Annotated in this window: 22 protein-coding genes and 1 pseudogene; 8 read left to right on the top strand and 15 right to left on the bottom strand. The window is 36.1% G+C overall.

Annotation, left to right across the window (positions count from 1 at the left end):
* Nucleotides 1-122 precede the first annotated feature (122 nt).
* The 4 genes from G8Y84_RS08465 (at nt 123) to G8Y84_RS08450 (ending at nt 3192) form a co-directional block, all read left to right on the top strand.
* Complete coding sequence (locus G8Y84_RS08465; protein ID WP_037575913.1) at nt 123-440, top strand: ArsR/SmtB family transcription factor; 318 nt, start codon at nt 123-125, stop codon at nt 438-440.
* Nucleotides 437-1726, top strand: coding sequence for an arsenite efflux transporter membrane subunit ArsB (gene arsB / locus G8Y84_RS08460; protein WP_037575915.1), 1290 nt, complete (start codon nt 437-439; stop codon nt 1724-1726). The genes G8Y84_RS08465 and arsB overlap by 4 nt, the downstream gene beginning before the upstream one ends.
* A gap of 17 nt (nt 1727-1743) precedes the next feature.
* Nucleotides 1744-2142, top strand: a complete 399-nt coding sequence (gene arsC / locus G8Y84_RS08455; protein ID WP_037575917.1) for an arsenate reductase (thioredoxin) — start codon at nt 1744-1746, stop codon at nt 2140-2142.
* Nucleotides 2143-2622: 480 nt separating this feature from the next.
* Nucleotides 2623-3192, top strand: a complete 570-nt coding sequence (locus G8Y84_RS08450) for a M23 family metallopeptidase (protein WP_051604991.1) — start codon at nt 2623-2625, stop codon at nt 3190-3192.
* A gap of 37 nt (nt 3193-3229) precedes the next feature.
* Here the strand turns inward: G8Y84_RS08450 and G8Y84_RS08445 are convergent, their stop codons facing one another.
* Together G8Y84_RS08445 and G8Y84_RS08440 are read right to left on the bottom strand one after the other, a co-directional pair.
* Complete coding sequence (locus G8Y84_RS08445) at nt 3230-3943, bottom strand: GTP pyrophosphokinase (RefSeq protein ID WP_037575919.1); 714 nt, start codon at nt 3941-3943, stop codon at nt 3230-3232.
* Nucleotides 3944-4046: 103 nt separating this feature from the next.
* Nucleotides 4047-4667 (bottom strand): nitroreductase family protein, encoded by a 621-nt coding sequence (locus G8Y84_RS08440; protein WP_105963345.1) that lies wholly within the window; start codon nt 4665-4667, stop codon nt 4047-4049.
* Nucleotides 4668-4803: 136 nt separating this feature from the next.
* On the opposite strand from G8Y84_RS08440, the gene G8Y84_RS08435 reads away from it, so the two are divergent.
* Nucleotides 4804-5235 (top strand): MarR family winged helix-turn-helix transcriptional regulator, encoded by a 432-nt coding sequence (locus tag G8Y84_RS08435; RefSeq protein WP_037575924.1) that lies wholly within the window; start codon nt 4804-4806, stop codon nt 5233-5235.
* A 541-nt stretch (nt 5236-5776) separates the two neighbouring features.
* A pseudogene (lip, locus tag G8Y84_RS08430) lies at nt 5777-6973 on the top strand (YSIRK-targeted triacylglycerol lipase); the annotation flags it as partial.
* 191 nt (nt 6974-7164) lie between these two features.
* On the opposite strand, the gene G8Y84_RS08425 reads toward lip, so the two are convergent.
* The 6 genes from G8Y84_RS08425 to G8Y84_RS08400 all read right to left on the bottom strand — a co-directional run bounded on the left by G8Y84_RS08425 (nt 7165) and on the right by G8Y84_RS08400 (nt 12260).
* Nucleotides 7165-8199 (bottom strand): ferrated catecholamine ABC transporter substrate-binding lipoprotein SstD, encoded by a 1035-nt coding sequence (locus G8Y84_RS08425; RefSeq protein ID WP_037575928.1) that lies wholly within the window; start codon nt 8197-8199, stop codon nt 7165-7167.
* 16 nt (nt 8200-8215) lie between these two features.
* Entirely contained in the window at nt 8216-9019 is an 804-nt protein-coding gene (locus G8Y84_RS08420; RefSeq protein ID WP_051604992.1) for an iron ABC transporter ATP-binding protein, read from the bottom strand.
* Nucleotides 9016-9975, bottom strand: a complete 960-nt coding sequence (locus tag G8Y84_RS08415; RefSeq protein ID WP_037575931.1) for an iron chelate uptake ABC transporter family permease subunit — start codon at nt 9973-9975, stop codon at nt 9016-9018. Before G8Y84_RS08415 ends, G8Y84_RS08420 begins: the two co-directional genes overlap by 4 nt.
* A complete protein-coding gene (locus G8Y84_RS08410) occupies nt 9965-10933 on the bottom strand; it encodes an ABC transporter permease (protein ID WP_037575933.1) in 969 nt (322 codons plus the stop codon). The genes G8Y84_RS08415 and G8Y84_RS08410 overlap by 11 nt, the downstream gene beginning before the upstream one ends.
* Nucleotides 10934-11074: 141 nt before the next feature.
* Nucleotides 11075-11614 carry an SA1002 family membrane protein gene (locus G8Y84_RS08405; protein WP_037575938.1) on the bottom strand — a complete coding sequence of 180 codons (540 nt, stop codon included), beginning with the start codon at nt 11612-11614 and terminating at the stop codon, nt 11075-11077.
* A gap of 466 nt (nt 11615-12080) precedes the next feature.
* Nucleotides 12081-12260 carry a hypothetical protein gene (locus tag G8Y84_RS08400; RefSeq protein WP_037575940.1) on the bottom strand — a complete coding sequence of 60 codons (180 nt, stop codon included), beginning with the start codon at nt 12258-12260 and terminating at the stop codon, nt 12081-12083.
* Nucleotides 12261-12450: 190 nt separating this feature from the next.
* Between G8Y84_RS08400 and G8Y84_RS08395 the strand changes: the two genes are divergently transcribed.
* Entirely contained in the window at nt 12451-12804 is a 354-nt protein-coding gene (locus G8Y84_RS08395) for a DUF488 domain-containing protein (RefSeq protein ID WP_103159504.1), read from the top strand.
* A gap of 41 nt (nt 12805-12845) precedes the next feature.
* Here the strand turns inward: G8Y84_RS08395 and brnQ are convergent, their stop codons facing one another.
* The 7 genes from brnQ to G8Y84_RS08360 all read right to left on the bottom strand — a co-directional run bounded on the left by brnQ (nt 12846) and on the right by G8Y84_RS08360 (nt 19237).
* Nucleotides 12846-14156 (bottom strand): branched-chain amino acid transport system II carrier protein, encoded by a 1311-nt coding sequence (gene brnQ, locus G8Y84_RS08390; RefSeq protein ID WP_103159505.1) that lies wholly within the window; start codon nt 14154-14156, stop codon nt 12846-12848.
* 197 nt (nt 14157-14353) lie between these two features.
* Entirely contained in the window at nt 14354-14776 is a 423-nt protein-coding gene (locus tag G8Y84_RS08385; protein WP_037575946.1) for a universal stress protein, read from the bottom strand.
* 346 nt (nt 14777-15122) lie between these two features.
* Nucleotides 15123-16022: a CobW family GTP-binding protein gene (locus tag G8Y84_RS08380; protein ID WP_037575949.1), complete on the bottom strand. Its 900-nt coding sequence runs from the start codon at nt 16020-16022 to the stop codon at nt 15123-15125.
* Entirely contained in the window at nt 16022-16567 is a 546-nt protein-coding gene (gene dcd / locus G8Y84_RS08375; protein ID WP_037575957.1) for a dCTP deaminase, read from the bottom strand. The genes G8Y84_RS08380 and dcd overlap by 1 nt, the downstream gene beginning before the upstream one ends.
* Nucleotides 16568-16854: 287 nt before the next feature.
* Nucleotides 16855-18570, bottom strand: a complete 1716-nt coding sequence (gene ureC / locus G8Y84_RS08370; protein ID WP_103159508.1) for an urease subunit alpha — start codon at nt 18568-18570, stop codon at nt 16855-16857.
* On the bottom strand, nt 18567-18923 hold the full coding sequence (locus tag G8Y84_RS08365; protein WP_037575963.1) for an urease subunit beta: 357 nt from the start codon (nt 18921-18923) through the stop codon (nt 18567-18569). The genes ureC and G8Y84_RS08365 overlap by 4 nt, the downstream gene beginning before the upstream one ends.
* An 11-nt stretch (nt 18924-18934) precedes the next feature.
* Nucleotides 18935-19237: an urease subunit gamma gene (locus tag G8Y84_RS08360; RefSeq protein ID WP_037575964.1), complete on the bottom strand. Its 303-nt coding sequence runs from the start codon at nt 19235-19237 to the stop codon at nt 18935-18937.
* Nucleotides 19238-19446: 209 nt separating this feature from the next.
* On the opposite strand from G8Y84_RS08360, the gene yut reads away from it, so the two are divergent.
* Nucleotides 19447-20385 (top strand): urea transporter, encoded by a 939-nt coding sequence (yut, locus tag G8Y84_RS08355; protein ID WP_037575972.1) that lies wholly within the window; start codon nt 19447-19449, stop codon nt 20383-20385.
* Nucleotides 20386-20388: the final 3 nt, after the last annotated feature.

Below are 20388 nucleotides of genomic sequence, written 5' to 3'. Positions count from 1 at the left end.
AAGATAAATCTTTAAGTGCTATAACTAAAGTTATTAATACTGCACACATAACTATTTAACATAAATACATAGACAATAATCTATATAGATGTTAATCTATTTAATGACTAGGAGGTTTATTTATGCCTTATAAAGAACTCTCAATATTATTAAAGGTATTATCAGATTCGAGTAGATTAGAAATATTAGATTTACTTTCTTGTGGCGAATTATGCGCTTGTGACGTATTAGAGCACTTTCAATTCTCACAACCTACATTAAGTCATCATATGAAATCATTAGTTGATAGCAAATTAGTGACAATACGAAAAGAGGGTAACAAACACTGGTATCAACTTAATCATGTTGTATTAGATGATATTATCCAAAACTTAAACATCATTAATACATCTAATCAAAGATGTATATGTAAAAATATAAAATCAGGTGATTGTTTATGACCATTTTAGCAGTTGTGATTTTTCTTTTAACTTTAATCTTTGTGATATGGCAACCTAAGGGGTTAGATATTGGTATTACCGCTTTAATTGGAGCTGTCATTGCTATCATTACAGGAGTCGTCAGTTTTTCCGATGTATTAGAAGTAACAGGTATTGTTTGGAATGCGACCTTAACATTTGTAGCGGTTATTCTTATTTCACTAATATTAGATGAAATTGGATTTTTTGAATGGTCTGCGATACATATGGTCAAGGCTTCAAATGGTAATGGATTAAAAATGTTTGTTTATGTCATTTTATTAGGGGCAATAGTAGCAGCATTTTTTGCAAATGATGGTGCAGCTTTAATCTTAACGCCCATTGTATTAGCCATGGTAAGAAATCTAGGATTTAATAAAAACGTGATTTTCCCCTTTATTATTGCCAGTGGTTTTATTGCAGATACTACATCACTGCCCTTAGTTGTTAGTAACTTAGTCAACATTGTTTCTGCTGATTACTTTAATATTGGATTTATTGAATATTTTAGTCGCATGATTATTCCTAATATTTTCTCTCTAATGGCTAGTATTTTCATTTTATGGTTATATTTCAAAAAATCTATACCAAAAACGTTCGATACAACAAATCTTATAGCTCCTAAAAGTGCAATTAAAGATCCCAAATTATTTAAGATTTCATGGATTGTATTACTATTCTTACTCGTCGGTTATTTAGTAAGTGAGATTGTTAATATTCCCGTATCAATGATTACTGGTATCATTGCTTTAATATTCGTATTATTAGCGCGTAAGTCTAGGGCTGTACATACCAAACAAATCATTAAAGGTGCACCATGGAATATTGTTGTGTTCTCTATTGGTATGTACCTTGTTGTATTTGGCTTAAAAAACGTAGGCATTACAACGATTCTTGGGGATGTCCTCACAAATCTTTCAGGTTATGGGTTATTTAGCAGTATCATGGGTATGGGCTTTATCGCTGCTTTCTTATCTTCAATTATGAATAACATGCCAACTGTTTTAATAGATGCAATAGCGATTGGTCAATCTAATGCTACAGGTATATTAAAAGAAGGGATGATTTATGCGAATGTCATAGGTTCTGATTTAGGTCCTAAAATTACACCAATTGGTTCTTTAGCAACATTATTGTGGCTACATGTCTTAGCACAAAAAGGCGTCAAGATTTCGTGGGGAACATACTTTAAAACTGGAATTATCATTACTATTCCAGTCCTGTTTATAACACTCTTTGGTTTATACCTTACACTAATCATTTTTTAAGAAAAGAGGCTTCAGTAATGGATAAGAAAACAATTTATTTTATATGTACAGGAAACTCTTGTCGTAGCCAAATGGCTGAAGGCTGGGGAAAGAAAATATTGGGTGAAGATTGGCATGTCTATTCTGCTGGCATTGAAACACATGGGGTTAATCCTAAAGCTATAGAAGCTATGAAAGAAGTAGATATAGATATCTCAAACCATACGTCAGACTTGATTGAAAATGATATTTTAAAACATTCAGATTTGGTCGTAACATTATGTAGTGATGCAGACAATAATTGTCCTATTTTACCCCCAAACGTAAAAAAAGAGCATTGGGGTTTTGATGATCCAGCAGGTAAAGAATGGTCAGAATTTCAGCGTGTTAGAGACGAGATTAAATTAGCTATAGAAAATTTTAAATTGAGACAATAATCATATGGTTGGACATAAAGCTCACCAATAACTTAAACGCCATCAAATTTACACTCTGCTAAATTTGATGGCTATTTTAATGCAACTTAAAACAGTAAAAAGAATTTGATAATTTCCGCTTGTTAATAACAACAGCAAGTTTGATTGTTTACTCAATTGAGTGTAGTAAGACGTCAGCTCGAAACCAATCATCTATTAATGTTTTAACTTCTTATAATGAAAAATGATAATTGCTGACTAGATTGCGTTTGGCCAAACTTTAAACAACTTAAGCTTACAAAATCAAATAGATTTCTGTAATACTCCCGGAAAGCGTGTCTTTGTGTAAAAATCAAATCTATGAAGACATTTTCACTAATTCTCTTTTTCGTGTTTATATTTACATCGTTCGATGTTTATTTTTCATGTTGAGCATTTTTTTTGCGACATCCCTTAGATATTTTGTACAATATTATTCACCCTTTAAAAAGGAGTCTCATTATGAACAAAATAACTACGCTTTTTACAACTTTACTGTTTCTCGTTATTCTTATAGTATTACCTCTACTTTTTTTCTTTCATTCTAATGATATACAACAATATTCAGACGCTATCCAACAGCAATACGAATCTAATGATGCCTTTCATCAAGATCGAAAAACGCATGGGTTTGGCACCTATAGTCGTGGACTCAGCTTTAATGGTGATGACCGTCATTACGGAGTTGATTACCGCTTACCTAAAGACACGCGTGTGTTAGCGGCAACAGATGGCCAAGTGACACGTACCTTTCAAGATGAATATGGCGGTAACGTTTTAGAGATTAAAGAAGCGAATCAGCCTTATTATCAATGGTACATGCATTTAAATGAATTTAATGTGCGTGCGGGCGATGTCGTGAAAGCAGGGGATATCGTGGCATTATCTGGCAATACAGGGAGTCAGACTACAGGCCCTCACCTTCACTTTCAACGTATGAAGGGGGGCGCCAGCAATCGTTATGCTGAAGATCCTGAACCGTTTATTGATACATTACCTAAAAAACAACGCAGTCTTTATCAACTCACATAAAAAGCGTGTCCTCCTTTTTTTAGGAAGGACACGCTTTTTAACGTTGATTCAATTGATCTTGTTGTAAGTTTTGATGGATACGTTCCATTTTGCGTTCAACATCCCCTATTTCAAGGGCACATTCGGTTAATGTTTGACGATAGCTCTCACTATCTCCGTTGGTCGATTTATAATGCAATTGATGTTCTAAGCTCGCCCACATATCCATGCCTATCGTCCGTAATTGAATTTCAACAGGAGCTTCAATCGTCCCATCTGTAAGAAATACAGGAACCGAAACCACGATATGTAGACTTTTATAGCCATTCGATTTTGGATATTGAATGTAATCTTTACGCTTTAGTAATTTAATATCTGATTGTTGTAACAACAGTTGTTCAACATTGTAAATGTCACTCATATAATTGCATACGACGCGGATACCCGCGATATCCATGATGTTAGATTGTGCAGATGCAGCTGACACTTCAAATCCTTTACGTTCAAGCTTTTGAAGTAAACTTGGAATTTTTTTAACACGTCTTTCCATATGATGAATTGGATTGTGCGAATTTTTCAATTGGAAATCTTGGTCTAAAATATGCAATTTCGTGCTTATTTCTTCAAGCGCTGCGCTATATATATGTTCTAACTTAATAAACTGAACAACTTCTTCTAAATTATCTTCAGATTGCACGGCTTTTTTCGTATAAGATGCAATTTCACTTTTTAAGTTCTCTATATTGATCGGTACATTTTTTTCTACAAACATACTTTCACCTCGTACTTTCTATCTACATTAATAATGTACTACTTTGGCTAAAAATATGATAGTTATACGAGGTGAAATATTTATATTGAATTAAAAATATATTTTATCGGAATGACAAGACATCATCTAAAGGTAAACGTACAGATTGGTGTCCTTCTGCTGCGGCTTTACCAACTGCAATCATCATTACTGGTACATAACGTTCTGGATCAAGCCCTAAAGCTTCTGTAATATTCTCTTTGTCAAAGCCACCGATAGGGTTTGTGTCGTAACCGTAATAACGAGCAACAAGCATGAACTGCATTGCGGCTAAACTACTATCTATTTTGACAATATCATTCATACTTGGACGATCTAACGCTTCATACATTTCTACAAATTTAGCCACTTGAACATCTTTAACTTCTTTCGGCATATATCCACGTTCTACGGCTTCGTCATAGATTTTATCCGCATATTCATAGTTTTTCATATCGCCAAAAATAACGATCATCGCCGCAGAGCTTTCGTTTTGACGCGTATTAAACTGAACTAAAGGTTGTAAGGTCTCTTTCCCTTCGGGTGTATCCACCACTACAAAGCGCCAAGGTTGCATATTAACAGAAGACGGTGCTTTTGTTGTTAACTCTATCATTTCTTTCATTTCTTCACGGGGAATTTTCACATTCGGATCATACTGTTTTACTGAGCGTCGACTTTCTAAAACTTCTTTAAATTCTTTCATTTCTACGCTACACATCCTTTATTATAATTAGATTAAAACCAAATTAAATTAAGTTCAATTCAATTATATGTAACGATTTCACGTCTATCAAGAAAAAAGTGTTATACTATTACAAAGAGCGCAAGGAGGCCAAAAAATGACATTAAAACACGATGACTTAAAAAGCGAACTGTGTTTCTTATTTTATGTTGCATCCAAAGAAGTTATCAAAAAATATGCGACACATTTAAAGTCATACGATTTGACCTACACATCTTATATTACTTTAAAATCAATACAACCTGATGAAGTCGTTAATATTAAAACTTTAGGAAATCGTATCTATTTAAATTCTGGTACTTTAACCCCACTGATAAAAAAGTTAGATCAGAAAGGATTAGTCCAAAAAGTACGCGATGAAGATGACGAACGAAATCTTAACATCTCATTAACAAATGAAGGACTAAAAGTCCAACATTATCTACATGAAGTCACTGAAGAAGTTTATAAAGAATTAAATTTCGAAGGCGATGATATGGAGCAACTTATCTCTATTTTAGAGCGCTTTATTAAGAATAACTTTGAATAAACAATACTAATATCCACCAAATTTATTCAATTTGGTGGTTTTTATTTTTGTTAAATTTTAATATATTTTATGTAAAATAGTATATATTATACCTTGGAATCACTATATATCGACAATCTACATATATCAGTATGATTTGTTATTAACTTTTAAATTTAATGGTAATATTGACAGAATTGTGAAATTAAGTTATTGTAATACACACAAAAAAGTTTTTTATATTTTGTTTATTTTCTAGATTAGCACCAGGGATTTTTTTTATAAACTCTCGGAAGCGCTTTCTTTTCCGATGAAGAGAGGAGGTCTATTTATTATGGAACAGTTCAAAGCGATTATCAGTAAGGTTTTTGGTTTTATCCCTAGATTGTTAATTAACATCTTCATCTAAACTTATCTAATTAGGGGGCATTCGATGAGAAAAATTAAAACGAGGCAATTTAAACATTTTAGTGTAATAGCTTCAGCACTTTTAATCACGGAATCATTATTTGTAGGGGTAAGCACAGCACAAGCAGCAGAACCTGCTCCACAACCTAATACGACATTACATAATCAAAATCAACAGAATACACCCACTTTAAATAAAGATTCTGCTAAAAACCATGATCCGATTATTTTAGTTCACGGCTTTAACGGCTTTACAGATGACATTAACCCAGCGATGCTTTCTCACTATTGGGGCGGCGATAAAATGAATATTCGTCAAGATTTGGAAGAAAACGGTTATGAATCTTATGAAGCAAGTATCAGTGCCTTTGGCAGCAACTATGATCGTGCCGTTGAACTCTACTATTACCTCAAAGGCGGACGTGTCGATTACGGCGCAGCCCATGCAGCTAAATACGGGCACGAACGTTATGGTAAAACATACGAAGGAGTTTATAAGGATTGGCAACCTGGTAAAAAAGTACATCTCGTCGGTCACAGTATGGGTGGTCAAACCATCCGTCAATTAGAAGAATTACTTAGAAATGGTAGCCCTGAAGAAGTCGCTTATCAAAAAGAGCACGGGGGCGACATTTCTCCATTATTTAAAGGTGGCCATGACAATATGGTCTCCTCTATCACAACACTAGGAACACCTCATAATGGAACACACGCTTCTGACTTAGCCGGCAATGAACCGATTGTACGTCAGCTTGTCTTTGATGTCGCGAAACAATTTGGTAATAAAGATTCAAGAGTCGACTTTGGCCTTGCGCATTGGGGCTTAAAACAACAACCGAATGAATCTTATGCAGACTATGTAAAACGTGTGCAAAACTCTAAATTATGGAAATCAAAAGACAACGGATTTAACGATTTAACACGTGATGGGGCGACAGATTTAAATCGTAAAACAACGGTTAATCCGAATATCGTTTATAAAACATACACAGGTGAAGCGACACACGCTTCAATTGGCGGTAAACAAAAATCAGATTACAACATGTTCTTCCCATTCACTGCGACTGGTAATTTAATTGGTAAAGCGACTGAAAAAGAATGGCGTGAAAATGACGGTCTCGTTTCCGTGATTTCTTCACAACATCCATTTAATGAAGCATTCACACCAGCCACAGACAAAAACCAAAAAGGTGTATGGCAAGTGACACCAACAAGACATGATTGGGATCACGTGGACTTTGTAGGTCAAGACAGTACGGATACAAAACGTACGCGCGCAGAATTACAACAGTTCTGGCATCAATTGGCTGATGATTTAGTTCAAAGCGAATCCTTAACTTCATCTAAATAAAATTCATAAGATTGGAGGCAAAACCCATGACAGCAGACGTTTTTCAACTCATCGTTTCATTTTTCCGCGTAATCAAAAACGTATTCTTTAGCTAATCCTAAAAAGCCATCGAAAATTTATTAAAAAATAAATTTCGATGGCTTTTCAATTTCTCAATATCGCGACTTTTATGCTTCGTTATGAAATGGTGTTTATTTATCTAATTTTAAACCTTCTTCGATTTCTTCAATTTGTTCAATTGTCGTTGTTGTTGAACCTGAAGCAAAGTACCAAAGTTTCGGATCTAATTCTAACACTTTGTCATTTTTAATCGCATTGACATTTTTAATCACATCATTGCTTAAGACTTGTTGCGCTGTTGATTTTTTACCAATGGCTTTACCTCGGTCCATCGCAAAGATGATGTCTGGATTTTTATCACTAACATATTCATTTGTGACATTTTGACCATGACTACTTTTCTTAATTTTTTCATCTACAGGTTGGAATCCAAGTGTGTCAAACACAAGATTACCGAAACGGTCCCCTGCACCAAATGTTGATAATTCACCTTCATTCACAAGAAGGTACATTGCTTTCTCGTTTAGTTTTTCTGCTTTGGCTTTAACTTCTGCGATTTTTTGATCTAATTCTTTGTTTAATGCTTTTGCTTTACTTTCTTTGTCATAGATTTTACCAAGTGTCAACGTATCTTCTTTCATCGATTCTACAAAACGATCATTTTTTGCGCCCATGTAAACTACAGGTGTATCTGGCGCTGCTTTTTTCAATTCATCTAAATTCTTTTGATTTGCTGTACGTGCTGATAAGAAAATGACATCCGGTTTGACTTTGGCTACAACATCAAAGTTAATTTCTTTTAATGAGCCTGTATTTTGATATTTATCAGATTTAAAATCCTCTAAAAACTCAGGCAATTGCGCATTGTTTTCACCTTTTGGTAATGCGGCCACTTTACTTTCAAGATCCATCTCTTCCATTGTTTTTAATGCGCCGTAATCAAAAACAACAGCTTTTTCAGGATTTTTCGGAACTTTTACTGTATCTGAATAGGCTTTATCTTCACTACCGTCCTCTGCTTTACCACGCAGTTTAAAATCATTTTTGACTTCTATCATTTCTTTAGCATCACTTTTCTTAGATGAAGCCGCTTTTTCTTCTTTGTTGCCACATGCGACTAAAACAAATGCAAGTGCAACCATTAATAATAAACCAAGTTTTTTCATGGGGGTCCTCCTAATATTAAACGAATGTTTTTTGTCCCATTTGGTGGTACATACACGGTAACTCATCAAAATAAATACAAATTTGTTGACCTCGAATGGTTTCAATTTTGACATCCATATCATACAGTTGTTTTAAAACGGTTTGTGAGATGACTTCTTGTTTAGGTGCAGTTTTAACGACTTTTCCATCTTTTAAGGCCACAATGTCATCCGAATAGACCGATGCAAAATTGATATCATGTAAAACTACAACGATGGTTTTGTCATGAAACGCAGCGAGTTCGCGTAAGGTTTGCATAATTTGAACAGAATGTTTCATATCTAAGTTGTTTAACGGTTCGTCTAAAAGAATATATTCTGTATCTTGTGCAATGGTCATTGCGATATAGGCACGTTGGCGCTGACCTCCTGACAATGTTTTTAAATAACGATGTCGAATGTCTTCCAACTTTAAAAGTTCAATGGCTTCATTTACTTTGATTTTATCTTCTTTTTTTAAATAGCCTTTAGAATACGGAAAACGACCAAAATTGACTAATTGTTCGACGGTAATATTTAATTCCGTATGATTCGTCTGTTTTAATATCGATAATTTTTTAGATAATGCTTGCGTCGTATAATCTTGAAGTGCTGTACCTTCAATTTCCACATGTCCCTCTTGAAACACTCTTAGGCGACTCATAGCTGACAATAATGTACTTTTACCGGCACCATTCGGCCCAATTAAGGACGTGAGGCGCCCTTTATGTATATCCACACTTACATCTGTCAAAATTTGTTTTTCATCGATAAATTGATTTAAATGTTCAATGCGAATCATGCCGCTTCCCTCCTTTTCATAAGTAGATAAATGAAGTAAACTCCCCCAATAAGGTTAATTAAAATACTTACTTGTGTTGTCGCTTCAAACACATTTTCGACAATCCACTGTGCAATAAATAAACTGATCCAACTGATACATAAGGTTGCAGGTAAAATATAACGATGTTCAAAATTTTTAATAAGTTCATGCGCCAAGTTGACGGTAAGCAAACCTAAAAAGGTAATCGGCCCGACAAGTGCTGTCGCAATGGCTACCATTAAAGCAACGAGGATTAATAAAAATCGTGTCATTTGCGTATAATGCACGCCTAAATTTATCGCTTGTGCACGTCCGAGTAACAAGACATCTAAATACGGGAGTATCACCACCGTAATGAGAAGTAATACAGCGAGCACAATGGCACTGACCGTCATTAACGTTGGATTGCCACCGTCAAAGTTTGCGAACATCGCACTTTGAATAACGAGGAAATCTTCTGGATTGATTAACAATTCTAAAAAACCGGTGATACTTCTGAAAAATGTGCCAAGTATGACGCCAATCAATAAAATAAAGTAGACCGAAAATTGACCGTATTTGAAAATCCCTTCAAACAATACCAATGCAAAAATAACCATCACCACAAGCGTGACTGTAAAGTTAAGATAAAAATTGGTAATGAAAATGGAGCTCGTGCCAAAAAGAAAGAGAATGAGAACTTTACTAAATAAATAAACGGCATCTAGTCCCATAATTGAAGGTGTTAACAAACGGTTGACCGTAATCGCTTGAAATATGACAGTCGACGCTGCAATGGCGGCACCTACAAGCAACATGAGCCACAATTTTCGTAATCGACTGTTAAATTGATATTCAAAAATCTCAAAATCCAGTCCTACAAATAAATACAGGGCACCTAATATTAAAGTCACGCTCATTAAAATGACGAGTTTTTTTAAGGGCTTATTGTGCATAATGTCGACGTCCTTTCATCAGCATTAAAATAAAAATCACTGTGCCAAATATGCCAATGGTCAGTCCAATATTAATTTCGTACGGATAAACGACGACACGGCCCACGATATCAGAAAACATCACAAACATAGCGCCTAACATGGCCGTATGAGGAAGTGCATTTTTAAGATGATCTCCCTTAAACATTGAAACAATATTCGGAACGATGAGACCAAGGAAGGGAAGTGTTCCAACCGTCACGACGACCAATGCGGTAATCGTTGCGGTGATAAATAAACCGATATTCATAATGACATCATAGTTTACACCGAGATTTTTACTGAAATCACGCCCCATGCCTGCAATCGTAAATTGATTGGCAAAAACATAGGTCAAGATAAGTAAAGGGATGCTGAAATATAAGACCTCGTACCGTCCACTCGTAATCACTGCAAAGTTCCCCGTCATCCAGTTGCCTAAACTTTGGACGGCATTCGTTTTTAACGCGATAAACGTCGTAAAACTCGAAACAATGCCCCCTAACATAATGCCAATGAGTGGCACAAAAATGACATCTTTAAAACGAATACGGTGCACCATTTGAACAAACAGAAACGTTCCCGCCACACTTAATAAAACAGCAAATAATAACTTGAGCAGAATATGCTCTGTGGGAAAGAAAATTAATGAAATCAAAATACCTAATTTCGCCCATTCCATCGTGCCTGCCGTCGTTGGACTTACAAATTTATTTTGCATCATTTGTTGCATAATCAGTCCAGCTAAAGCGAGCGTGCTCCCAGCAATTAAAATACTGACGGTCCTCGGGATTCGACTTGCAAATAACACATTCAGTTGGTTTTCATTGAGGTGAAAGAGCGCTGTAATGGGCACACTACTCACGCCAATAAATAAAGAACACACAGTAAGGATTGTTAGAAACGCTAATAACACATAACCATTCATTAAATAACGCATCATTCTGTCTCCTTTTCAACCTTACATCGATGATAATGATAATCATTATCAATTAGAGTGTAGCATCAAATCATTTTATAAACAATATGATTTTTCATTTTGAAATAAAAAAAGCTTAAAATGCAACGCGAATGTTACATTTTAAGACTCATTTTTCTTGCTATTTTGATATTGTTTACGACTCATTCTTACCATAGAGATTGAGATCCAGCTCACAAGTAACGATGGCAAAATGAAAATATTGATGCTATCCATCGATAAAATATTCGAAAATAATTGGTGAACATCAATATCTGAGAGCCCTTTCAGTTGGTTGGCAATAAATTGATACAACGTGAAATATATTAAAAGCCATTGAATAAAATATTCAAGGATCGTAATGAGCGTATCACTAATCATAATTTTACGGCTCATAAATTTTAAAAAGATATATTGAATAATGCCACTTAATAACATCGTCATAAGGCCGATTTGAAACAGACTCTCCGAAAATCCAAAAAAAAGCACCGTTGGAAACCAAACGATAAAGGACCCCATAAGTATCGTAATATAACTGAGAAATACAAGTAACGCTCCAATCGCAATCGCCTTCAAAAAAACTAATTTCCCTTCTTCATGCCCGACAAGATAACCAATAACTAAAAATAAAATTAAAATAATGAGTGTATTAAAGAAAAACATATGTCACCATCCCGTATTTAACATTCACATTTTCCTATTTTATATAATTTTTTAGCATTTTTTGAAATATTTAATGAAATTTTAAAAAAGAGGCTCCATTGAATGCATAATAAAAAAGAAAAGTGAGAGGGAATGACTACATAACGTTGGGTTTTATATGTTTAACGGTTGGATAACACATGATGATTGGGTTTTATTAACCATCATCAGTTTAGTCTTAATCAGTCATCAAAACCAAAAAAATAACCATCTAACTTTAGGCGGTTAATGGTTATTTTATAACAATCAAAACAGCTACCATCTTTTTAACGGGCTTACAGGCAACGTGTGACAGCACGTTGCCTTATTTATTTACAAATTCATTATAGTATGTTTAGCAATAAAAATCTAACTATGAATGTCGTATAGTCTTAGTGAATTAATGATTAATCCCTATTTTTATCTCCCCACTATATCTATACGTCTTTTACGTATTTTGAGAGACGATAAACATTAAACAGAATGATAAAGCTGTTAATACCGCACCAATCATCACCCATAAGTTCAATTGCTTTTTCGCCGCCTCTCCTTCTTTTTTACCCGCACGAATGGCCATAATCCAAGCAATCACCATGAGTACAACCAATATACCTATAATGAAATTCATTATATGGCACACCTCCACATAATTTTATGATAAACCTATTTTAGCACAATCCCTCCTTCAAGAGATATGGTAGAACCCTTTTCACATAGAAGGTGTCATAAATTTGTCATATCGATCCTGCACTTTGATGTGTCACCTTTTGCATTAGTTCAAACGTTCTAGGGAATAGTCCTACAAAGGAGGTGGACCTATGAAGATTCACACTGAACGTATTTATAGTGAAAAGCAATCACAAGGACAACGTATTTTAGTCGACCGCGTATGGCCGAGAGGGATTTCCAAATCAGATGCGCATTTAGATCATTGGCTTAAGGAAATTGGTCCTTCTCAAGCATTAAGAAAATGGTTTAATCATGACGCCGAAAAATTTGAAACATTTAAATCCAAATATCAACAGGAACTCAAAGAAAACCAAGCACAAAAAGAGGCGTTTGATCAATTAAAAGCCATTGTTAATGACAGTGACGACGATGTTATTTTATTATACGGCGCTAAAGATACAAAACACAACCAAGCAATCATATTAAAAGACTTACTCTCATAAAAAAACGGATTGGGAAACGCCAATCCGTTTTTTTAATGTGATTATACAGTGGGTAAGCGTCGCTTTTGTAATGTAAAATCAATCATCAAGCCGAGAATCATACATATTAAAAATGGAATGAGCCAGCCGAGTTGTGCCGACGCTAATGGTATTTGTTCATATAGCGAAGTGAACCATGGGATCTCTATTTTAAAGGTTAGAGCGACTTGTATGATGGATAAAAGCATCGTTACCATTGTCGGAAGGATGTAAGCCCATCTCAATCGATACGTAAAAATCATATTAATGAGTGACACCAATACAAGGACGATGGCAATCGGGTAGATAAATAATAGAATCGGTTCAGCAATACTCAAAATCATATTTAGTCCGAATGTTGTAAATACTAATCCTAACATTGAAAAAATCAAGACGAGTCGACGATACCCTAATTTTGGAATATAGTGCAAAGTAAATGACGCACATGCTGTAATTAACCCAACGCATGTCGTTAAACAAGCCAAAACAACAATCAATGCAAATAAATAATAGCCAAACATTCCAAATACTTGTGTGGATTGCAAGGTTAAAATTGCGGTGCCATTTTTAATCGTGTGACTACTTGGTGTGACCGCCCCCATCCAAGCTAAAGCCATATATACTGTTGCTAAAAGAACCGCCGCAATCATCGCCGCTTGTAATACGCGTAGAGTGATATGTCGTGCTGAAGTTATCCCTTGCCCTTTAAACTGATTCACAATGACAACAGAAAAAATCAAAGCCGCTAAAACATCCATCGTATAATATCCTTCAAGAATCCCATTTAAGACAGGTTGTGAAGTAAACTTACCTTGTGCACGCCCTGGAGCATGATGGGTATTCACAATCGCTAAAACACACAATAAACCGATAATAAAGAGTAAGATAGGTGTTAAATACTTGCCTAATATATCCATAATACGTGTTGGATACAACGCTAAAAATGTTACAACTATAAAAAATATGATGGCAAAACTTACAAGCGTAAATGTATTTTGTACCGGTAAAATCGGTGCGACGCCGATTTCATATGCCACATTCGACGCTCTTGGGATACCATAAAAAGCCCCTGCCGTTAAATAAACAATAAAAGCAAACGTCACGCCAAAGATAGGATGAATCCGGTTCCCAATACTTTCAACCCCTTCGTTATAATAAGCCACAATAATCACTGCTAAACACGGTAACAAGATTCCTGTTACCATAAAGCCGGACATGGCACGCCAAACGAAATCTCCTGAGATATGACCGAGCATGGGTGGAAAAATGAGATTTCCCGCACCAAAAAACAAAGAAAACAACATCAACCCTGAAATTACTACAAATTTTTTCACTTAAAATTCCCTTTCTATGTCAGTAACCGTATTATATTAAATATTCAGAATATTTAATGGAATTCCTTTTTAAAATCACTTGTTCATTATATGAAAACACTTTAACAATGTAAAGTGTAAATAAGATTCATATCAAAAAAAGTGAACGCACAACTACGGTTGCACATTCACCTTCTAAATTTTTATTTGCATTCGTCTTATTTAATAATCAATACAGGAACATTGACGCGTTTGGCGATTTTATGTGTAACATGACCTAACACATGCTTGATATCTACTTCTGAGCGTTTATTACTCATCACGACAATATCATAACCTTCGCCTTCAATTTCATTGACGATTTCGTTTGTTGGACTTCCTGTTGTAAATTTAATTTGATAATCTAAACCTTGATCTTCTAAAGTTTTTAAAAATGGTCGCATTTCTTCTTTTTTCTCTTGAACGACATCTTCGAAATGTTTGCCTTGGTAACGCACATAGTTGGCAAGTTCATTTTCAGAGATGACATTAAAAATCACAATTTTATACGTTGAAGCGCCTTGAGTTAATTTTTTAAGTTGTTCTGGTACATTTTTGAAACTATTTCCAAAATCATATGGGACAAGTACATGTTCATACATGAAATATCACCTCTCAATTTCTTTTTACGTCTAACTCTACACTTCTATTTTATCACTTTGAAAGCGCTTGCTCAACTTTTCACTTAGTGCTTACACAATGCGCTATTTTTTCAATTCGAGGATATTCAGCACAGTAAATAGCATAATGAACAATACTAATATAAGTAAATCTACATCAAAAGTTTCACTTTAATAATGAGTTTAGTCAATGCACCTCCTGCATAGTGTGATGGAAAAATATAGACGGTATTCGCAAGTTCCTGAACTCAAACAGCCACCCCAATTCATATAGAGACGAATTAGGATGGCTTTTATGATGCATGTAAATTCACTGCTGTAATTTTTATTATGAGGCAAATTCAATATCATCAAACGTATTGTTCACTCTCGTCGGACACAACTCATAACCTATGACAACGAGATACGACGGCATATCCAGTTGACACGGTTTGAGTTCAAGATGTCCAGGAACATATTGCATGATGCAGGGTTGGTCCATGCCTTCCAGTTCTAAAAAGCCTTTCACACGATAAACATGACCTTCAAGTTGTTTGAGTCCTTCAATCAATGCAGATTGTTTAATCGGTTTATTAAATTCATGGAAACATTGCGTCAATGCCCCATGCGTTTTAGGGCGCGCTTCTTTAGCAATCACAGTTTGTTCAGGCATTTCTGCAAGTGTGACTTCTCCATGTTGTGTGAGCAAATAAGGAATTTCTGGATAATCTATTTCTAAACGATTAACCACGTTTAGAAGCGCTTCTGTTTCCATTAAATCTATTTTATTCAAAATTAAATGACTACAAAATTGCGTTTGTTCTTTAATAAGTGTTTGAATATCTTCAGGATAATCCTCTTTTTGATAATAAACTGATGCATCAATCACACCAATCATGCGCACACGCTCAATCAGAGGCGTTAATACAGGTGTTAAACACGCATCGTACACTTCTAATGGATGCGCAAGACCACTGCACTCGATGAAAATAAAATCGGGTTGGTGTTCAAGATATATTTCATGGAGTTGTGCAGCGACATCTTTTTTAAAAGTACAACAAATACAGCCGTTCGTCATTGCTTTAATATGTATTGGTTCGTGAATAAAATGTTGGTCCACATTACGTTCGCCAAAATCATTCATAATAACGGCGGGCTTTAAGTTTTGATCCAAAGTATCCTGAATCAAAAAGTTTAGCGTTGACGTTTTGCCGCCACCTAAAAAACCGGTCACGATAACAATCTCCATTAATAGCCACCATCCTTCATCCAGTCTCTAAAAACACGACTGCCTGTGGTTGTGGCCTGTCCTTGATATTTCCCAGCATAGATATGATTTGGCGTAGTTTTTGTTTCAGCTAACACAATTTGACAAATACGTTGACCTTTTTCAATTTCTAGTGGGAAGTCGTTGGCATTATATAGTTCCAACGTAATGGCGCCTTCAAAACCGGGATCAATCCAACCTGCATTTTGAATAAATAACCCCGCACGCCCAATGGAGCTGCGGCCTTCGACAAATCCTGTTAAATTGTCAGGTAACGCCAAATACTCTGCAGTTGTCGCTAAAATAAAACCATGTGCTGGCACGACAACGCTCTCTTGATAAACATCTTCATATTGAATTGGTTCACTGAGTTTTTGCGTTCCATTTTTAGGATGTATCGGCTTTAAAAAATGATCTGCTAACGTTAAATCGATAGAGGCCGGTTCTACATGTGATGTGTAAAAAGGCGTCACTTTAAGCGCTCCAGATTGAATATATGCTTTGATGTCATTGTCAGACAAAATCATGTGTACACCTCTTATCTTCTTTTTATAAATCGTAATCGTTACGTTGATAAAGCCTATTTTTAAATTTATCATGTCTAAAATGACTATACAAGACATTCTTTTATTCTATTTAGAGGCTAAATTTTTATCAGTTTCACAACTTCCTACCTTATGCTTAACTGACTTAAATTTTTAATTTAATTATGTGCAAGTGCCAAATAAAAGTGAATTCTAAAAAAGCAAAAAAATGCTTACAACATAGATTTTAAAACCAATATTGCAAGCATTTTTATCTATAGATGATGTGATTAGAATAAGAAGTAACGTTGTGTTAATGGTAATTCAGTTGCCGCTTCACTTGTGATTTTTTCACCGTCTACAAACACTTCATATGTTTCTGGATCTACATCAAGTTTTGGAAGTGCGTCGTTGTTCACCATATCTTTTTTAGAGAGGTTTCGGATGTTTTTCACTGGACGCACATGACGTTTTAAATCGAGTGTACGACGAATACCGTCTTGATAAGCCGCTTGTGACACAAATGTTAATGACGTACTTTGTATGTTGCCACCGTATTGACCATACATTGGACGATATTTAATAGGTTCAGATGTTGGGATAGAACCGTTCGCATCACCGTTAATCGCAACATTGATAAGTCCGCCTTTTACGACTAATGCCGGTTTCACACCGAAGAAGCGAGGATCCCACATCACTAAGTCGGCTAATTTGCCTTCGTCTATAGAACCTACATAATCTGAAATACCATGTGTAATTGCAGGATTAATCGTATATTTTGCAATGTAACGACGGATACGATTGTTGTCGTTATATTCACCGTCACCTTCTAGCGGTCCACGTTGTTCTTTCATACGATGTGCGACTTGCCAAGTTCGTGTAATAACTTCCCCTACACGACCCATCGCTTGGGAGTCTGAACTTACCATACTGAATACGCCCATATCTTGGAGGACGTCTTCCGCTGCAATCGTTTCTTTACGAATACGTGAATCCGCAAATGCAACGTCTTCTGGAATAGATGCATTTAAGTGGTGCGTAATCATAACCATGTCGAGATGTTCATCTACCGTATTGTGTGTATATGGCAATGTTGGGTTTGTTGAAGAAGGTAAAATGTTAGGGTATGATGCCGCTTTAATTAAGTCTGGTGCGTGTCCACCGCCGGCCCCTTCTGTATGATACATATGCAATACTTTGTCACCAATAGCTTTCATCGTATCTTCCATGAATCCCGCTTCGTTTAAGGTATCGGCGTGAAGCGCGATTTGAATGTCATATTCATCCGCTACTTCTAATGCATGACGTAATGCTGAAGGCGTTGCACCCCAGTCTTCGTGCACTTTTAAGCCAATGACACCTGCATGAATTTGTTCGATGAGTGCGGTAGGGTTAACCGCTTGGCCTTTCCCTGTAAAACCAATATTGATTGGTAGTGCTTCAGCTGCTTGAAGCATGCGGTGAATGTGCCATGGTCCCGGTGTAACTGTCGTCGCTTTTGTGCCTTCAGTCGCTCCTGTCCCCCCACCGATTTGTGTTGTGATTCCGCTCTCAAGTGCGATTTCTGCTTGTTCTGGGTTAATAAAATGTACGTGTGTATCGATACCACCTGCTGTAATGATGTTCCCTTCTGCTGCAATAATTTCAGTAGAAGCCCCGATGATAATGTCGACATCATCCATAATATCCGGGTTGCCGGCTTTACCAATTTTCATAATGTAGCCATTTTTCACACCAATGTCGCCTTTCACGACTTTATCGTGGTCAATGATGACTGCATTTGTAATGACTAAATCTGCCACTCTTTTATCGTCTCGTGTCGCATTTGGATTTTGTCCCATACCATCACGGATAGATTTACCGCCACCAAATGCCACTTCATCTCCGTAGTTGGCGTAGTCTTTTTCAACTTTCGCAAAAAGATTGGTATCTCCTAAACGAATCGAATCCCCTACTGTCGGTCCGTATAGGCTTGTATATTGTGATTCAGTCATTTTGAAACTCATTTGACTTCACTTCCCTCTTTCATATTCGGCTCTGTAATGCGTGATTGATCAAGTGGTCCATCCACTTCACCATGGAATCCGTATATTTTTTGATCGCCCGCATAACGTACGAGACGGATTTCTTTTTCATCGCCTGGTTCAAAGCGGACAGCCGCCCCTGCTGGAATATCTAAATGTTTGCCGTAAGCTTGTTCACGGTCAAAATCTAATGCTGGGTTTGCTTCAAAAAAGTGATAATGTGAACCGACTTGAATTGGGCGGTCCCCACTATTTTTCACTTTAATTTTTGTATTTTCTCTACCTTCGTTAATCATAATTTCAGTCGATTGAACGATAATTTCACCTGGTTTCATCATTGGCCCCCCTATACAATTGGATGGTGAATGGTTACAAGTTTTGTACCATCTGGAAATGTCGCTTCGATTTCTATATCTGTGACCATCGATTCGACCCCTTCCATAACATCCTCTTTACTTAAAATTTCTCGACCGTAGCTCATTAATTCAGCGACAGACTTCCCGTCTCTCGCGCCTTCTAAAATTTCGTAACTAATTAAAGCGACTGCCTCTGGATGGTTTAATTTTAAGCCGCGTTCTTTACGTCGTCGTGCCAAATCAGCAGCAACAACAATCATTAATTTATCTTGTTCACGCTGTGTAAAATTCATTAAAAACCCTCACTCCTCAATGGAATTTGAAAAAACTTACATACAAATTATAATCCTTCAAATGACGCTCTTCAAATAATTATGTTATTATTGAAAAGTATTTCCCTAAGAAATACTCAACTAAATATACAATGCACGTTTCCTAAAGTTATGAAACAATAATTTATTTTTCGCTTTATCGCGCAATGATTTAGAAAGAAGGAATGTTTATGCCGTTGTCACTTCAAACTTTTTTGAAAAACATTTCTCAAGTGGTGTTACTTGAAAATGTCTGGACAGGATTACTCATTTTAATTGCGTTATGGATTGGAGATTGGAAAGTAGGCTTAGCAGCGATGATTGGAAGTTTGCTCAGTTTACTTACTGCACCGTGGTTCGGTTATACGAAAGAAGAAATTCATTCAGGATTAGCAGGATTTAACAGTGTACTTGTAGCAATTGCGCTCTCTATTTTTATGATTATGACTTGGCAAACCCTCATCGTGTCACTTATCGCTGTCTTCCTTGCGATGCCTTTTGCGAAAGCGATGCAAAGTGTACTGAAGCACATAGGCTTACCTGAATTGACAATGCCATTTGTGGTCGTCACTTGGATTGTGCTCTTAATGAATACACAGTTTGGCTTTTTAAAAAGCACCGTGAAGTTACTTCCGCTTAAACATGTGAATGCGATTGATTTAACACAACCGTTACATCCGATTGCAGCGTTTTTTAATGGCATTAGTCAAATTTTCTTAGTGGAAAATGTGATTTCAGGAATTCTTATCATCGTAGCCTTTTTCGTCGCTTCTCGCTGGGCAGGCGTGTTCGTTGTTATCGCCAATGCGCTTTCCCTCGTATTTGTTTACTTACTTGGTTCAGACATCATGTCACTCAACCATGGCTTATTTGGTTACAACTTGATTTTAGGGGTACTTGCACTTGCCGTGACGTTCCGACAACAGACATTTTGGAATCGCTACTTGATGTTTGTGCTTGTCATCGTGATGACCTCTATGTTTTACGGAGCAATTGCAACCCTTTTTGAACCGTTTGGTCTTCCGATTTTAACACTTCCATTCGTCCTCGTGACGTGGTTGTTACTACTTGCGGGTCGCAACAAACCTGAAGCCAAAAATAATTCGAAACAAAACATCGAACATTCATGATAG

It is taken from the genome of Staphylococcus sp. 11511212 (assembly GCF_011394755.1).
Classification (GTDB): domain Bacteria; phylum Bacillota; class Bacilli; order Staphylococcales; family Staphylococcaceae; genus Staphylococcus; species Staphylococcus chromogenes.
Note: the sequence above shows the minus strand (reverse complement) of the source record. Positions and strands in the feature narration are given on the sequence as shown.

What these genes read in the sequence shown, in the direction of transcription:
- G8Y84_RS08415 (WP_037575931.1), bottom strand. Translation starts at nt 9,975, where the DNA reads ATGCACAATAAGCCCTTAAAAAAACTCGTCATTTTAATGAGCGTGACT.
- G8Y84_RS08420 (WP_051604992.1), bottom strand. Translation starts at nt 9,019, where the DNA reads ATGATTCGCATTGAACATTTAAATCAATTTATCGATGAAAAACAAATT.
- G8Y84_RS08365 (WP_037575963.1), bottom strand. Translation starts at nt 18,923, where the DNA reads ATGAAACCAGGTGAAATTATCGTTCAATCGACTGAAATTATGATTAAC.
- G8Y84_RS08450 (WP_051604991.1), top strand. Translation starts at nt 2,623, where the DNA reads ATGAACAAAATAACTACGCTTTTTACAACTTTACTGTTTCTCGTTATT.
- G8Y84_RS08440 (WP_105963345.1), bottom strand. Translation starts at nt 4,667, where the DNA reads ATGAAAGAATTTAAAGAAGTTTTAGAAAGTCGACGCTCAGTAAAACAG.
- G8Y84_RS08410 (WP_037575933.1), bottom strand. Translation starts at nt 10,933, where the DNA reads ATGCGTTATTTAATGAATGGTTATGTGTTATTAGCGTTTCTAACAATC.
- G8Y84_RS08380 (WP_037575949.1), bottom strand. Translation starts at nt 16,022, where the DNA reads ATGGAGATTGTTATCGTGACCGGTTTTTTAGGTGGCGGCAAAACGTCA.
- G8Y84_RS08395 (WP_103159504.1), top strand. Translation starts at nt 12,451, where the DNA reads ATGAAGATTCACACTGAACGTATTTATAGTGAAAAGCAATCACAAGGA.
- arsB (WP_037575915.1), top strand. Translation starts at nt 437, where the DNA reads ATGACCATTTTAGCAGTTGTGATTTTTCTTTTAACTTTAATCTTTGTG.
- G8Y84_RS08465 (WP_037575913.1), top strand. Translation starts at nt 123, where the DNA reads ATGCCTTATAAAGAACTCTCAATATTATTAAAGGTATTATCAGATTCG.
- G8Y84_RS08385 (WP_037575946.1), bottom strand. Translation starts at nt 14,776, where the DNA reads ATGTATGAACATGTACTTGTCCCATATGATTTTGGAAATAGTTTCAAA.
- ureC (WP_103159508.1), bottom strand. Translation starts at nt 18,570, where the DNA reads ATGAGTTTCAAAATGACTGAATCACAATATACAAGCCTATACGGACCG.
- G8Y84_RS08405 (WP_037575938.1), bottom strand. Translation starts at nt 11,614, where the DNA reads ATGTTTTTCTTTAATACACTCATTATTTTAATTTTATTTTTAGTTATT.
- G8Y84_RS08435 (WP_037575924.1), top strand. Translation starts at nt 4,804, where the DNA reads ATGACATTAAAACACGATGACTTAAAAAGCGAACTGTGTTTCTTATTT.
- dcd (WP_037575957.1), bottom strand. Translation starts at nt 16,567, where the DNA reads ATGATTTTGTCTGACAATGACATCAAAGCATATATTCAATCTGGAGCG.
- arsC (WP_037575917.1), top strand. Translation starts at nt 1,744, where the DNA reads ATGGATAAGAAAACAATTTATTTTATATGTACAGGAAACTCTTGTCGT.
- yut (WP_037575972.1), top strand. Translation starts at nt 19,447, where the DNA reads ATGCCGTTGTCACTTCAAACTTTTTTGAAAAACATTTCTCAAGTGGTG.
- G8Y84_RS08425 (WP_037575928.1), bottom strand. Translation starts at nt 8,199, where the DNA reads ATGAAAAAACTTGGTTTATTATTAATGGTTGCACTTGCATTTGTTTTA.
- G8Y84_RS08445 (WP_037575919.1), bottom strand. Translation starts at nt 3,943, where the DNA reads ATGTTTGTAGAAAAAAATGTACCGATCAATATAGAGAACTTAAAAAGT.
- G8Y84_RS08360 (WP_037575964.1), bottom strand. Translation starts at nt 19,237, where the DNA reads ATGAATTTTACACAGCGTGAACAAGATAAATTAATGATTGTTGTTGCT.
- G8Y84_RS08400 (WP_037575940.1), bottom strand. Translation starts at nt 12,260, where the DNA reads ATGAATTTCATTATAGGTATATTGGTTGTACTCATGGTGATTGCTTGG.